Annotated in this window: 15 protein-coding genes and 1 tRNA gene; 6 read left to right on the forward strand and 10 right to left on the reverse strand. The window is 66.2% G+C overall.

What is annotated here, in order from left to right; genetic code table 11:
- Nucleotides 1–721: 721 nt before the first annotated feature.
- Nucleotides 722–991 carry a hypothetical protein gene (locus Q4G50_RS00220; RefSeq protein ID WP_303375629.1) on the reverse strand — a complete coding sequence of 90 codons (270 nt, stop codon included), beginning with the start codon at nucleotides 989–991 and terminating at the stop codon, nucleotides 722–724.
- 30 nt (nucleotides 992–1,021) lie between these two features.
- Between Q4G50_RS00220 and Q4G50_RS00225 the strand changes: the two genes are divergently transcribed.
- The 4 genes from Q4G50_RS00225 (at nucleotide 1,022) to Q4G50_RS00240 (ending at nucleotide 3,411) form a co-directional block, all read left to right on the forward strand.
- Nucleotides 1,022–1,534, forward strand: coding sequence for a hypothetical protein (locus Q4G50_RS00225; RefSeq protein WP_303375630.1), 513 nt, complete (start codon nucleotides 1,022–1,024; stop codon nucleotides 1,532–1,534).
- Nucleotides 1,531–2,031, forward strand: coding sequence for a hypothetical protein (locus Q4G50_RS00230; protein ID WP_303375631.1), 501 nt, complete (start codon nucleotides 1,531–1,533; stop codon nucleotides 2,029–2,031). Before Q4G50_RS00225 ends, Q4G50_RS00230 begins: the two co-directional genes overlap by 4 nt.
- A gap of 19 nt (nucleotides 2,032–2,050) precedes the next feature.
- Complete coding sequence (locus Q4G50_RS00235) at nucleotides 2,051–2,953, forward strand: hypothetical protein (RefSeq protein WP_303375632.1); 903 nt, start codon at nucleotides 2,051–2,053, stop codon at nucleotides 2,951–2,953.
- Nucleotides 2,954–3,018: 65 nt separating this feature from the next.
- Nucleotides 3,019–3,411 (forward strand): GtrA family protein, encoded by a 393-nt coding sequence (locus Q4G50_RS00240; protein WP_303375737.1) that lies wholly within the window; start codon nucleotides 3,019–3,021, stop codon nucleotides 3,409–3,411.
- Here the strand turns inward: Q4G50_RS00240 and Q4G50_RS00245 are convergent.
- The 4 genes from Q4G50_RS00245 to Q4G50_RS00260 all read right to left on the reverse strand — a co-directional run bounded on the left by Q4G50_RS00245 (nucleotide 3,408) and on the right by Q4G50_RS00260 (nucleotide 7,064).
- Entirely contained in the window at nucleotides 3,408–4,310 is a 903-nt protein-coding gene (locus tag Q4G50_RS00245; RefSeq protein WP_303375738.1) for a glycosyltransferase, read from the reverse strand. The two genes, Q4G50_RS00240 and Q4G50_RS00245, sit on opposite strands and share 4 nt — an antisense overlap.
- Nucleotides 4,311–4,331: 21 nt before the next feature.
- Nucleotides 4,332–5,246, reverse strand: a complete 915-nt coding sequence (locus tag Q4G50_RS00250; RefSeq protein ID WP_303375633.1) for a DUF559 domain-containing protein — start codon at nucleotides 5,244–5,246, stop codon at nucleotides 4,332–4,334.
- A gap of 98 nt (nucleotides 5,247–5,344) precedes the next feature.
- Nucleotides 5,345–6,154: an ABC transporter ATP-binding protein gene (locus Q4G50_RS00255; protein WP_303375634.1), complete on the reverse strand. Its 810-nt coding sequence runs from the start codon at nucleotides 6,152–6,154 to the stop codon at nucleotides 5,345–5,347.
- Between the two features lie 10 nt (nucleotides 6,155–6,164).
- Nucleotides 6,165–7,064, reverse strand: a complete 900-nt coding sequence (locus Q4G50_RS00260; RefSeq protein WP_303375635.1) for an ABC transporter permease — start codon at nucleotides 7,062–7,064, stop codon at nucleotides 6,165–6,167.
- 194 nt (nucleotides 7,065–7,258) lie between these two features.
- Here Q4G50_RS00260 and Q4G50_RS00265 point away from each other — a divergent pair, with 194 nt between their 5' ends.
- Complete coding sequence (locus Q4G50_RS00265) at nucleotides 7,259–8,461, forward strand: aminotransferase class V-fold PLP-dependent enzyme (RefSeq protein WP_303375636.1); 1,203 nt, start codon at nucleotides 7,259–7,261, stop codon at nucleotides 8,459–8,461.
- Here Q4G50_RS00265 and Q4G50_RS00270 read toward each other — a convergent pair.
- Nucleotides 8,458–9,414, reverse strand: coding sequence for an NAD(P)H-quinone oxidoreductase (locus tag Q4G50_RS00270; RefSeq protein WP_303375637.1), 957 nt, complete (start codon nucleotides 9,412–9,414; stop codon nucleotides 8,458–8,460). The two genes, Q4G50_RS00265 and Q4G50_RS00270, sit on opposite strands and share 4 nt — an antisense overlap.
- 61 nt (nucleotides 9,415–9,475) lie before the next feature.
- Here Q4G50_RS00270 and Q4G50_RS00275 point away from each other — a divergent pair.
- A tRNA-Ser gene (locus tag Q4G50_RS00275) sits at nucleotides 9,476–9,560 on the forward strand.
- 131 nt (nucleotides 9,561–9,691) lie between these two features.
- On the opposite strand, the gene Q4G50_RS00280 is transcribed toward Q4G50_RS00275, so the two are convergent.
- From Q4G50_RS00280 to Q4G50_RS00295, 4 genes are read right to left on the reverse strand one after another with little or no spacing between them, the layout of a single operon-like run.
- The gene (locus tag Q4G50_RS00280; protein ID WP_303375638.1) at nucleotides 9,692–10,705 is read right to left on the reverse strand and encodes a ThiF family adenylyltransferase; all 1,014 of its coding nucleotides are present in this window, start codon (nucleotides 10,703–10,705) and stop codon (nucleotides 9,692–9,694) included.
- A complete protein-coding gene (locus tag Q4G50_RS00285; RefSeq protein ID WP_303375639.1) occupies nucleotides 10,702–11,163 on the reverse strand; it encodes a molybdenum cofactor biosynthesis protein MoaE in 462 nt (153 codons plus the stop codon). Before Q4G50_RS00285 ends, Q4G50_RS00280 begins: the two co-directional genes overlap by 4 nt.
- Nucleotides 11,153–11,623, reverse strand: a complete 471-nt coding sequence (locus tag Q4G50_RS00290; RefSeq protein ID WP_303375640.1) for a MogA/MoaB family molybdenum cofactor biosynthesis protein — start codon at nucleotides 11,621–11,623, stop codon at nucleotides 11,153–11,155. The genes Q4G50_RS00285 and Q4G50_RS00290 overlap by 11 nt, the downstream gene beginning before the upstream one ends.
- Nucleotides 11,624–11,632: 9 nt before the next feature.
- Nucleotides 11,633–12,772 carry a molybdopterin molybdotransferase MoeA gene (locus Q4G50_RS00295; RefSeq protein WP_303375641.1) on the reverse strand — a complete coding sequence of 380 codons (1,140 nt, stop codon included), beginning with the start codon at nucleotides 12,770–12,772 and terminating at the stop codon, nucleotides 11,633–11,635.
- Between the last annotated feature and the right edge of the window lie 13 nt (nucleotides 12,773–12,785).

The raw sequence follows: 12,785 nt of genomic DNA on the forward strand, positions 1-12,785 counted from the left end.
AGGTACTTGCCAGGAGATCAGGACATGCTAAGGTGATGAAGCCTTCTGCAAGAACGTTACATATTGCAGGTCACTAGGGGCAGCGGGGGTAAGCGGGGGTAGGTGGGGGTAACAATTTTCCCTCAGCATGAAACGTCCTGTTGTCCTCCGGCGATAGGGGTGCTACTTTGAGGCTTAACTTCCTTATGGAACGTTTTTGAGTTATCGGCGACGCCAGAGGGATCGCAAGGCGTTCTCCATGGCTGAGTTTCCCCCGGATGGGGGTATCTTTCGATGCGGGTGAGAATCTTTTTCGCGCGTATGTTGGTGCCTGACTTTGGGTGCCTGAACTGGGCAAACGTTAGCTTGAGCTCCGTTGAGCTCGCTTTCGGCTGCCATTTTTCCGGCGGCGGGGGGTTGCCCGGCTTTGGCGTGTCATGCCATTCTTGGTGTCACAAGCACGAACCAACCGGATCGTGTTTCAACCTCGAATCAAGGAGATCAACATGATCAACGACCTCGCACAGCTCTCTTCCGGCATCCTCGTCAACGTTGGCGACGTCTTCTCCCAGGTCATCGTTTCCGTGACCAACATCCTCAACGGCTTCGTCAACCTGTTCTAAGACTGACTAAAGCCTTTCCCCTCAAGCGTCTGCTCTGTCCATGAGCAGGGCAGCAAAGTAAGGGGTAAAGCATAAAAACTCCCGTGTGGCTTTGCCACAGCGGGAGTTTTTGCGATTCTCTAAAGGTCGAGGATCTCGCGGATCCCGTCCGGCAGTTCCTCCTGCGAGGTGATTTCCGGGCCGCCGTCGGCGGCGTATTCGCGAAGCAGTCGGTAGACCTCGGTGCGCTCATGCGAGTCGAGGATGGGTAATTCCTGGGCGATGAGACGGGTCATGAAGTCATTGAGGGGCAGGTTGGTTTGCTCCGCAGCGAGGAATCGGCCTTCGCGCAGATCCTTTTCCTCGTCGTAGCCTTTGCCGCCAGTGGTCTTTTTCTTTCCGAACAACATGTCACCAGCGTAGACACTAGGGTTTAAGCCATGAGCGACAAGACCGATTTCTACACCTTGGACGACACACTGGTGGGCCGTCTCACGCAGGCCGGGCTGGTGGGCACCGCCGTCGCACTCCCCGATTACATCCGCTCTGGCCCGCTGCGGTTACTGGCCACCGGCGGACTGCTTGTCGGGGGTGGGGCCCTGGTGGCGGTACTCAACTCCTTTGATGAGAACCCGAATAATGATCCCCGGTTGATGGTGGATCAGTTCCGTCGCTCTATCGGTGACATCGGCTCGGTGCCGGGCCCGGGGTCGGACACCCCACCGGGTGACTTCTCCACCGCCACCGCGGCGCAGACGTGGACCGTCATCCTGGTTGCGCTGCTGGTCATCGCGTTGCTCGTGCGTCTTGACGCTGCCGTGCAACGCCGCGTCGCCGAATGGTTGTTCAAGCGTGGGGTCTCGCGCCCGAACACGTGGATCGGTGCCGTCGCCGGCACGATCGTCTTCGCCGTGTCCGAGGTGTCCCACCGCCGTCTGGTGGGGCGGGCATGACGCAGAGGGTGATCGCGGTCGTCGATAAGCAGGAGGACGTGACCGTCATCTGGCATGTCCAGACCTCCCCGGACGCACCGTCCGCCTCCGGGATTTTGTCCGGAGCGTGGCTGCTGGGCGATGGGGACGTCGATCCCGCACGCCTGGATGATCTCCTTGCCGACGTGCACATCATCACTACCGGGTCGGATGGCTTGGAACGGATCCGCACGGCAATCGAGAAGCAGCTTGCCCACTACAAGGCGGCGGCTAAGGCGGCGAAGGAGAACAACCCGCAGCTGACGCTCCCGCGCTTCGATGCGCCCGAGCCCATCGACATCGACCTGTTGGCTGAAACGTACCGCGGCGCACCGCAGGGACGCCTGGCCTGGTCGTATGCCGCAGCCGCCGCCCAACTTGTTGAGGCATGGCACACCATCGAGGGGCAACGCCGCTCCCGCAAATACCTGCAAAAAACCTTCGGGACCACGACGCTGCCGCTGCCGGTGGGTGAGTGAAAATCGCTACCCTGGTGGCATGTCCAACAACGGTGCAGGCCACGCGGGCCAGGTCGTCGACCTGACGGCCGTGCGCGCCCGGCGGGAACGCCAACCCCGCACCGTTATCCTCCAGGCCTCCAATGTGCGGGCCGACGCCGAGGTCCACCGCCACATCGGCCTCAATGACGCGCTCCACCTGGCGGATCTCCACGACATCCTCGGTACCACCTTCGGATTTCGCGCCGCCTCCGGCTCCACGCCCTGGCACTTTTCCCCCGCCGACGAGCGGGACGCACGCCTCGACGCCGCCGACCCCATCCACCATCACCTCGCCCAAGCCGGGGACGAAATCTGCTACCACTTCGGCCTGTGGGATGTCTCCCTGCGGGCGGTCGACTCCTATCCGCGCGATGCTGGCACCCCACGCGCCCTATGTGTCGGCGGATCCGGATCTTTCGGCAACGGGGACTTCGACCTCGCCGAGATCAACGCCGCGTTGACCGGCACCGCCACCATCCGCGCCGTGCTGGAGGCCACCCGCCCGGAAGTGCGCGACGTGCTCACCCGCTCCGGCATCTTCGACTTTGTCCCCCTCCTGCAGGCACTCGATCTCTCCCGCGATCCCGACCTGGCCCGGGGGACCGTCGAGCTGCTGCGCCGTTTGCCGGTCGAAAACGACCCCGCCGCCCGTGACGCCTTCTGGACCGTGGTTCTCGCCCTGGCCTGCATGGGCGATGAACAGCTGGGTAACCACGTCCTGGAAACCACCATGGCCGCCCTCGGCTGGGAGGACGATGACTCCACCCCGCTCAGCGGCGCCCGCATCCGTCAGCTCTGCCTTGAATCCCTCACCCTGCTCGCCGACGTCGGTGGCTACGGCGAACACGCCAAATCCCCCGTCGACCGGCTCGACATCTACCGCTGTCTGCTCAGCGGATAGGCTGTTACATCGTGTCCACACCCCACGAATCCCATGCCGACGCCCCTGAGGTCGAGATCACCGGCATGAGCCTGCAGACCCAGGCCAGCCGGTTCATCATCTCCGGTGTTATCTCCGCCGTCGTCGACCTCGGGCTCACCTGGATCCTGCAGATCTTCTTCGGCGCCGGTCCCGTCCTGGCCCGTTCCGTCGGCTTCATCTTCGGCACCACCACCGCGTACCTGATCAACCGCCGTTGGACCTTCCAGGCCCAGCCGTCGATGCGCCGCTTCCTCATGGTCGCCGGCCTGTACACGCTGACCTACTTCGTCAACGTCGGCCTGCACGCCGTGCTCTACCGCCTGCTCACCGGCTGGGACTGGAACGACTCCCTGGCCATCCTCGTCGCCTTCGTCATCGCGCAGGGCACCGCCACCGTGATCAACTTCATCGTGCAGCGGGTGTTCATCTTCCGCTAAGGCCTGGTGAACCGCTCATTGCGCCCCTGGCGGTGCAGTTTGAGCCACTCGAAAAACCCCTTCGGATCCTTCTCCTGCACCAGGAAGAACCAGCCGAAACGCGCGTACTCCTGGGGCAGCAGCTTCCGCATGCCGGGCTGGCTCATGATGTAGCCGCGATTGCGGTAGGTGAAATAGCGCTTGGCGGCGTTATCCGGGTACTGCGTGTGCATCTTCCCACCCAGGATCGGTTTGAACTCATCCGAGCCGTCCGGGTGCAGATAAGCCGTGTTCAGGGCCGTGCCGAAGCGCAGGCCCGAGCGCACCAGCCGGCGGTGGTATTCCACCTCGTCGCCCCGGATGAACAGGCGATAGTCGGGCACACCGATGATCTCCATCGCGCGTGCCTTAATCAGCGCGCCATTAAACAAACTCGCGATCCCCTCGACGACCTCGCCCTCGAGTTCTTCGCGACGCCGCCGCCACACCAGCCCCTGCCGCAGCGGGAACGCCAACTTCTCCGGATCATCAATGTTGCACACCACCGGTGACACTTCGTGGAGACGGTGGGTGACGGCGACGTCGATAAGCGTCTCGAGGACGCGAGCATCTGCCGGACGACCATCATCATCCGCACACCAGATCGCGTCCGCCCCCAGGGCCAACGCCGTGAGGAACCCGTACGCGAAACCACCGGCCCCGCCCAGGTTCGTGCGACTCGGCAGATACACCGCGCGCTCACCCGCCAGCTCCTCCACGAGCTTCTCGACGCTTGCCTCACACCCGTTATCCACCACAATCACCCACTCGACCGGGTGCGACTGACTCACCACCTGCTCCAACGAGGCGCGCAGCAACTCCACGCGCTTATGGGTGACAATCACCGCCGCGACACGGTCGTTGCGGGTGAGGTGAGGAATGGTGGTGGGCATGGGGTTAGTCTAGTCCCCACCCCACCACGCGGGGCCTCTGGTGAACACGTGGTGCCACTTCCACACCGGAAGCCGCTCCGTGACCAGCTGCTCCGGCGACTCCTCGACGACCGCCACGATCTGCTCCACCACCGGCTCCAGGTGATGTTTCACGCAACTGCCCGAATAGCGCAGCACCCGGTAGCCGTGGCGGGTCGCCAGGTTCGCCTTCCACCGGTCCTGGACGAAGGACTCCCAGCTCTCCGCGTTATGGAACCGGTAGCCATCGATCTCCACGATGAGCTTCGCGTGCGGAATGAGAATGTCGAAGTAGTAGTGCCCGAGGAAATAGTTCTGCTCGATGACGAGACCTTCCGCGATGAGCGCCCGCGCCACCTCCCGCTCCGCCTCGCTATCTGCCCCGATCGCCGCGTGGGCCACCAGCCGGTGGAACCGCGCCGGAACCCGCGGCATCACCGCGACCTCCGCAGCCAGAGCCTCCTTGCCTTCCTTCCCTGAGAACTCTGCCTCCAGATAGGCGATGAGTTCTGCGTCAGTGACCCCGTCTGCATCCGCCACCGCCACCGCGCGCGAGGTCACCCGGAAACCCGCGACCATCTCGTGCTGGATATCCTTGCGGCGGACCAGGCTGAGTTTCGACGATGAGTGGCCGGAGTGGCCGACGGCAGTAATTGCCTGCACGGGCAAGGTGATGGTGCCTTCCCGGCGCAACTGCAGGGCTGTGTGACCAGTGAAGACCAGGCCGGGGCGCCGGTGCGCGAGCGCTCGCAACAGCAGCTTCCCCCCGGGCCGGGAAGTGGTGAACACCCCCTGCTCCACGCGGTGCAGATGGCCCGCGAGGACCAGCCTCTCGATTTGTCTCTGACTCAGCCCCTGTCCCCGCAGTGTGGCGGAATCAACGACCTGATTGCTCTCTAATTCCATGAGTTCCCCCTCGGGGCACAGCATAGAGGGAGGAGAGGTAGATCGCCGTGCAGTAGGGGGATTTTGCAGGCCTGAAAATCGGCATACTGCACGGCGATCTACCTCCCGGAGCCGTCCGACCCCTCCTCGTCGAAGCGCTGCAGCAACCGGCGGACGTAGTCACCGGCGCCCTTGCCCTCGTAGTTCTCTACGACTTCGTCGACAAGCCCCGCGGAGCGGATCTCCCCGTGGTCGATCCACAGGGCGGTATTGCACAGCTGCGCGAGGAAGTCGTTGGAGTGGGAGGCGAAGACGAGAATGCCGGAGCGCTTCACCAGCTCCTGGAGGCGGACGCGGGCCTTGGCCATGAAGGCGGCGTCGACGGCGCCGATGCCTTCGTCGAGAAGCAGGATCTCGGGTTCGATGGAGGTGACCACGCCCAGGGCCAGGCGCACGCGCATGCCGGTGGAGTAGGTGCGCAGCGGCATGTTGAGGTACTCGCCGAGCTCGGAGAATTCGGCGATCTCGTCGATCTTCGCCTTCATCTGCTTGCGCGTCTGGCCGAGGAAGAGGCCGCGGATGATGATGTTCTCATACCCCGAGATCTCCGGGTCCATGCCGACGCCGAGGTCGAAGACCGGGGCGACGCGGCCGCGGATGTCCGCGGAGCCGCGCGTCGGCTCGTAGATGCCGGACAGCAGGCGCAGCAGCGTGGACTTGCCGGCGCCGTTATGGCCGACGAGGCCGACGCGATCGCCCTCCCGCAGGTGGAGGTTGATGTTCTTCAGCGCCTCCACGACGACAGTGTTGTCGGAGTTGCGGCCGATCGCGCCACCTGCGGTGGCCAGGAAGGCCTTCTTCATGGAGCGGGATTTGGCGTCGAAAATGGGGAAGTCAACGCACGCGTTGTAGGTGTCGATGGAAACCATGGAAGTCCTCCTAGACCCAGTAGCTCACGCGGAAACGCCACTGCTTCATGGCGAGCAGGGCCAGGATCAGGCCCACGGCCGTGCAGGCCAGGACGATCCACCAGTGGTAGGCGGCCAGGGGCTGGCCGATCATGGGGGCGCGGATGATCTCCATGTAGTGGTACAGCGGGTTGATCTCCGCGAGCAGCGCGCGCTGGGCGATCTCGCCGCCCTGCTCCTTGAGGGTCTGCGTCGTCCACACGATGGGGGTGACGTAGAACAGTAGTTGCACCATGGCCTCCAGCAGCGGGGCGACATCGCGGTAGCGGGTGGCCACGATGCCGAAGAACATGGTCACCCACACGCCGTTGAGGATGAGCAGCGCCATCGCGGGAATGGCCAGCAGCAGGTCCCAGCCAAGGGGGCGCGGGAAGATCATCATGAGCACTGCCCAGATGACCAGGTTGTGCGCGAGGAACAGGGCCTGGCGCCACACCAGCCGGTAGACGTGCACCGATAGCGCGGAGGGGAGCTGTTTGATCAGGCCCTCGTTGTCGATGAAGATCTCGGCGCCGTCTTTGATGCATCCGGAAATAAAGCCCCACATGATCAGGCCGACGGTGACGTGCGGCAGGAAATCAGCCAGCGGCAGCTGGAAGAGCATGGAGTACAGAAGACCCAGGGCCAGTGCCATGACACCGGTGGCGATGGTGATCCACAGCGGGCCCAGCGTGGAGCGGCGGTAGCGCTGTTTGATGTCCTGCCAGCCCAGCTGGAGCCACAGCTCGTGTTGGCGGAAGCCGCGGACGAGGTCGCGCCAGGCGGCGGCGAAGGTCTTCGACTGGGAGGCCGGCGGGTCGGTGTCGACGCCGGCCGTCATCCGGGCGACGTCGGCGCGGAGAGCTTCTCGGGTGGACGATTGTTCCTGCACACAGACCACCCTATCCCCGTGGGCGTCGATGGTGGGCATCCGCCCCGGCCGAGTCACCACCTGTGAATCCTGTGTGTAAGCTGTTTTACCAGGGGATTCATGTCACATCTGTGTTCTCGGGGGCGATGGTGCTTTAGGCTCCGGTAAGGGGCATACTGAACGGACGTGTCTTGCAGGAGAGTTGAGGAGGATCAATGGCCATGGATGTCGCCAAGGTGCGTGGACAGTACCTGTCCCTCGGCGACGGTTGGACCTATCTCAACGCGCATCAGTGCCCGCAGATCCCCGAGAGGGTGTCGGTGGCGGTGTCCCGCGCGTTTCGGCGCGCCCCGGTGCTCGCGGAGACGGAGCAGTCTTCTGGTTCGCATTCTCGTCTGGCGGCGCCGGGTTCCTTGCAGGGCGCCTCGCTTATCGACGATGCCCGTCGCGCCGTCGCCGACCTGTGCGCTGTTACCCCAGATCGTGTCATCCTCGGCCCCGACCTCTCCGTGCTGTACCTGCGGTTGGCCCAGGCGATGCGGCCATTGCTGCGCCGGACCTCTTCGCTGGTGCTCTCTGGCCTTGATGATCCGGCGTTGACCGGGCCTTTCGCCGAACTCGGTGGCGCGGTCCGATACGCCCAGCCGGATCTGGGCACCGGGGCGCTCCCGGCGTCGCAGTACCGCGAGTTGGTGGATGGCTCGACTCGCCTCGTGGCGTTGTCGGCGGCGCACCCGCACCTGGGTACCGTGGCGCCGGTCGCGGATATCGTAGAGCTCACCCGCTCCCGCTCCCGGGCGTGGGTGCTTATCGACGCCACCGCCTACCTGCCCTATCGCCCCCTCAGCGTGGCTGACTGGGATGCGGACATCGTGGCCCTCGACATTGCAGCACTCGGTGGGCCACCCATCGCGGCACTGGTGTTCCGTGACCCGGCCATGTTCCGGCGCATTGATCCCCTGCCGCCCATGCCGATTGTGGCTGGCCTGGCGGGGGGTGTGCCCGCGCTGGTGGATCACCTCGCCGAGCTAGCCGAAGGCGGTGGCACCCGACGCACCCGCCTGCAGCGTTCCATGACGCAGCTGGGTGAGTACCTCGCAGACTTGGCGGCCGACCTGCACATGCTGTTGGGAACCCTGCCTGCCGTACACATCCTCGGCGCGTCCGGAGAAGCCGGCGACGGCGGACGTGGGGACCGGATCCCGCGCCTGTCCTTCGCCGTACGCGGCGTGCCCGCGTCGACCGTGCACCAGCGGCTGCTGGACAACAGCCTGGTCACCACGATCCTGCCCGAATCCCAGCTGGCCACGGACATGGGTGTCGACGAGGTCGGCGGGGCTGTGACAGTCTCACTGAGCCCGTTCACCATCCGCCACGACCTCGAACACCTCACCCGCGTGGTGGCCTCCCTGGCCTAAACCTCAAGCACGACCTTGCCGGTGACCTCACCGGAATCGAGCAGCTCATGTGCCGCCGCGGCCTCCGCGAGCGGCAAAGTAGCGTGGATGTGGTGGGTGATGCGGCCGTCGGCAAGCAGGGGCCAGACGTTTTCCAACGTGGAACGCACAACCTCCGCCTTGCCCTCCGTGGAGCGGGCGCGCAGGGTCGTGCCGCGGATCGACAGGCGCCGCGGCAGCAGCGCACCGAGGTTGATCTCCGTCTTCACGCCACCCTGCATGCCGATGATGACCAATTGGCCATCCTCCGCCAGGGCGCGGAGATTCTGCTTGAGGTACTTCGCGCCGATGATGTCGAGGATGACATCGCACCGACCCTTGAGCTCCTCGGAAAAATCCTGCTCCTTGTAGTTGATGAGGATGTCCGCGCCCAGCTCACGGCACGTTTCCAGCTTCTCGGCGCTGCCCGCGGTCACCGCGACGGTGGCGCCGAGCTGCTTGCACAGCTGGATGGCAAAAGTGCCCACGCCACCTGCCCCACCATGGATGAGTACCGTCTGGCCCTCGCGCAACCCGGCGAGCATGCCCAGATTCGACCACGCGGTGCACGCAACCTCCACTACCGCGGCCGCCTCCGTCAGGGAATAACCCTCCGGAACCGGCATGAGCTGCCCCTCCGGCACCTCCACATACTCGGCGTAGGCACCGCCGGACAGCAGACAGGCGACCTCCTCGCCCTTCTTCCGGCCCGTCGTGCCCGGGTCCTCGATGACGCCCGCGCACTCCAGGCCGATGATCTCCGACGCCCCCTTCGGCGGCGGATAGTGGCCCTTGGCCTGCAGGAGATCCGCGCGGTTGACACCGGCGGCGTGCACCTTCACCAACACCTCCCCGTCCTTGAGCTGCGGGAGATCGGTGTCGACGAGTTCCAGGGAGCGGGGATCGTCCGGATTGGTCAATTGAATAGCCTTCATGGCATCCCAGGGTAGGGAAATTCCAGGTGCGGGGGTGGCTCGGGTAAAGTACAGCGGGCATGGAGACGTGGCAGAGCGGCCGAATGCACTGGTCTTGAAAACCAGCGAGGGTTACACCTCCGCGGGTTCAAATCCCGCCGTCTCCGCAAAGTGATGCCGCGGGACGTACCTCAGGGTATGTCCCGCGGCATTGTTGTCTGCACCCTCGCGTTGTGGCGTACCCCTTCGTCTCCTCCAGGCCCTCAAATGCGGGGGTCTGGGGGCATAGAGGGGTACGTCACAACGCGCCGTGTTCCTGCTCCCACCTGTCGTAGCCGCCCCGCAGGCTCACGGCGGGCACGCCGCGGGCGAGCAACGCCTGCACCGCCTGCGCGGAACGCACCCCGGCGGCGCAGTAGACCACCAGCCCACCGGGCGGAACCTCGGCGCCGGCCAGCACCTCGCCCAGGGGGATGCACACCGCGCCGGGGATCGTGCCGCGGGCGACTTCGTGGGGTTCGCGGACGTCGAGAAGCACGGCGTCGGCGGGGATGTTGGTGACCTCGGGGATGACGTTGACGGGTGGGCCCTCCGCGCGCAGCCGCGCGACAGTATCCGGGGAGCCGGCGACGGGGATGTACTCCCAGCGGCCGTTAAGGGAGGAGTAGTAGGCGAGGGTGCCGACCAGCGGTTCGCCCAGGCCCGTGAGCAGCTTCAATGCTTCCGCAGCCAGGGCGGAACCGACGACGCCGACCACCGGCCCCAGCACTCCGGCCTGCGCGCAGTTGGGCACGGAACCGGGCGGGGGCGGGGTGGGGAAGAGGTCCTCGTAGACGGGGCCGTGGTCGGCGTGGAAGACGGAGAGCTGGGCGTCGAAACCCAGGATGGAGGCCCACACATGCGGTATTCCCAGCCGGGCGCAGGCGGCGGAGACGACGTGGCGGGTGGGGAAGTTGTCGGCACCGTCGAGGACCACGTCGGCACCGTCCAACACCTCCAGAGCAGCAGGCCAGGTCAGGCGGTCGGTCACGATGTCCACCTGCACCTCCGGGTTGAGCGCCAGCATCGACTCCCGCGCCGACGCCGCCTTCGACTGGCCCACCCGCTCGTCGGTGTGGATGACCTGGCGGTGCAGGTTGGAGGTCTCGATGATGTCGTCGTCGATGACAGTGATCCGCCCGACCCCGGCCCCAGCAAGATAAAGCAGGGCGGGGGAGCCGAGACCACCCGCGCCGACGACGGCGACGTGGGCGTCGATAAGCAGTTGTTGGCGGTCCCCGATGAGGGTCTCCTGGCGCAGGTAGCGGCTCATTCCAGCCCCACCCACTGGGAGGTGCCGTCGGAAAGCTCTTGTTCCTTCCAGATCGGAACCTCCGCCTTGACGCAGTCCGCTAGTTCAGAGGCGGCGGCGAAGGCGGCGCCCCGGTGGGCGGCGGCCGCGAGGACGACGAAGGCGGTGTCACCGATGTGGAGGGGGCCCGTGCGGTGGGCTGTCCATAAGCGCACGTCAGGATGCTTATCGATAACCCCGCGCGTCACCTCCCTGATCACCTCATCGGCACTGGGGTGGGCAGTGTAGGTCAGGGTGCGCACGCGCTGCCCGCCGTCGTGGTCGCGCACTACCCCCTCAAAGAAGACGAGCGCGCCCATGGCGTCGGTGAGGGTGGCGGCGCGGGCCTGCGGGATGAGCGGTTCGAGGGGGTCGGTGGTCATGAAAGCGGCGATGACCTGGCCGGTCTGCTCGGCAACGTAGGCGGGATCAGTGGTCATGGTGGCCTTCCAGCTGGTCGAGAAGGTGGGGGAGGAGCGGGGCGAGGACGGCGCAGCCGTCGCGGACGCCGCCGGTGGACCCGGGCAGCGTCATGATGAATGTCCGACCGGCGATGCCGGCCACCGCCCGTGAGAGCACGGCCGTCGGGGTGGACTCCAGGCCGCGGGTGAAAAACGCGTGGACAATACCGGGCAGCTCGCGGTCCAGCAGCGGGGTCACCACGTCGACCGTCTGGTCGTCGGGTGTGACGCCGGTGCCGCCCGAGGTGAGCAGCACCGCCGGCCCTTCGGCGAGGGCCTGTTCGACGGCCGCGGGAAAATCGACGTCGGCGACCACGCGGGCGTCGGGGGTGTCCAGTCCCAGCCCGCGGAGGAACTCCACGGCGATGGGGCCCGAACGGTCCTGATAGGTGCCCGCGGCCGCGCGGGTGGAGGCGACGATGACCAGACCGGTGCGCATGGGTTCTCCTTAGAGCGGGTATACGGTGACGTTCTCGCCGGCAGCCAGCCCACCGGCGGGGATACGGATGAGGCAGGTGGCGTCGGCGGCTTGGCCGAGGAAATGCGATCCGGCGCTCCCGAGGGGGACGGCTCGTGCATGGTGGGTGCCGCGGAGGAACTGGTCGCGGCCGGGCAGCCCGGGGGCATCGGCGCTCAGCGGCACCTCGACAGGTGCGGGGGCGTGTCCGAGCAGTGGGGCGACGAAAAGCCGGAAGCTGACGAGCGTGGAGATCGGGTTGCCCGGCAGGGAGATCACCGGCACGCCCCTGAAAGTCGAGATGCCCTGCGGGCCGCCCGGCTGCTGCGCGACCTTGCCGAACCAGCCGTCCCACAGCACCTGGCGGACTACCTCGAACTTCCCGGCGGAGATGCCGCCGGAGGTGATGATCGCGGTCGGCTGATGCTTCTCGACGCCCCCCTCCAGCGCCCTGACCAGCAGGTCCGGGTCATCGTCGGTACGGATGATCCCGCACATCTCGATCCCGGCGCGAGCGCATAGCGCTCGCAGCAGCGGGGTGTTCACATCCGGGATGCTCGCGGCCCCTGCCCCGCCGATCTCCGCGCCGCCCGTGCACAGCAGCACGCTCGACCGCTCGTACACCTCCACCTCCTCGATGCCCTGCCCGGCGAGGACGCCGATGTGGAGGGGGGTGAGGGGGAGGGGGGCGTCGATAAGCAGTTGACCTGCGGTGACATCGACGCCAGCCCGGCGGATGAACTGGCCTGCCGGGGCGGAGGGGGTGCGCAACTGCGCACCCGGCTCGGGGAACTCCGGTGGCTCACAGGTCTCGACGGCGACGACGGCGACCGTGCCGCGGGGGAGGCGCGCGCCCGTCATGATCGGTGCCGCCCGCCCGCCCAGGCCCCGCGGGTAGAGCTCGTCCGGGTCCTGACCGGCGGCGATAGTGGGGCCGACCTCGTAGGTGCCCCCGGTCGAAGGTAGAGCGAAACCGTCCATCTGCGAATTGTCGAAGAGTGGGGAGTCGGCCACTGCCTGGAATGGCGCGGCGAGCACCCGGCCGAGGGCCTCGCCGAGCGGCACAAACTCGGTGCCGCGCACGGGCAGCACGGCGGCGATGGCGGCGGCGTGGTCCTCAGGGGTGCGCATGAGGCCCATAATA

The sequence above is a fragment of the Corynebacterium sp. genome (assembly GCF_030538285.1).
Taxonomy (GTDB): Bacteria; Actinomycetota; Actinomycetes; order Mycobacteriales; family Mycobacteriaceae; genus Corynebacterium.

Bases quoted from the DNA above. Each gene is read 5' to 3' on its own strand.
- Q4G50_RS00230 (WP_303375631.1), top strand. From the start codon at position 1,531: ATGACGCAGAGGGTGATCGCGGTCGTCGATAAGCAGGAGGACGTGACC.
- Q4G50_RS00240 (WP_303375737.1), top strand. From the start codon at position 3,019: ATGAGCCTGCAGACCCAGGCCAGCCGGTTCATCATCTCCGGTGTTATC.
- Q4G50_RS00250 (WP_303375633.1), bottom strand. From the start codon at position 5,246: ATGGAATTAGAGAGCAATCAGGTCGTTGATTCCGCCACACTGCGGGGA.
- Q4G50_RS00225 (WP_303375630.1), top strand. From the start codon at position 1,022: ATGAGCGACAAGACCGATTTCTACACCTTGGACGACACACTGGTGGGC.
- Q4G50_RS00285 (WP_303375639.1), bottom strand. From the start codon at position 11,163: ATGACCACTGATCCCGCCTACGTTGCCGAGCAGACCGGCCAGGTCATC.
- Q4G50_RS00295 (WP_303375641.1), bottom strand. From the start codon at position 12,772: ATGCGCACCCCTGAGGACCACGCCGCCGCCATCGCCGCCGTGCTGCCC.
- Q4G50_RS00280 (WP_303375638.1), bottom strand. From the start codon at position 10,705: ATGAGCCGCTACCTGCGCCAGGAGACCCTCATCGGGGACCGCCAACAA.
- Q4G50_RS00265 (WP_303375636.1), top strand. From the start codon at position 7,259: ATGGCCATGGATGTCGCCAAGGTGCGTGGACAGTACCTGTCCCTCGGC.
- Q4G50_RS00270 (WP_303375637.1), bottom strand. From the start codon at position 9,414: ATGAAGGCTATTCAATTGACCAATCCGGACGATCCCCGCTCCCTGGAA.
- Q4G50_RS00290 (WP_303375640.1), bottom strand. From the start codon at position 11,623: ATGCGCACCGGTCTGGTCATCGTCGCCTCCACCCGCGCGGCCGCGGGC.
- Q4G50_RS00220 (WP_303375629.1), bottom strand. From the start codon at position 991: ATGTTGTTCGGAAAGAAAAAGACCACTGGCGGCAAAGGCTACGACGAG.
- Q4G50_RS00255 (WP_303375634.1), bottom strand. From the start codon at position 6,154: ATGGTTTCCATCGACACCTACAACGCGTGCGTTGACTTCCCCATTTTC.
- Q4G50_RS00235 (WP_303375632.1), top strand. From the start codon at position 2,051: ATGTCCAACAACGGTGCAGGCCACGCGGGCCAGGTCGTCGACCTGACG.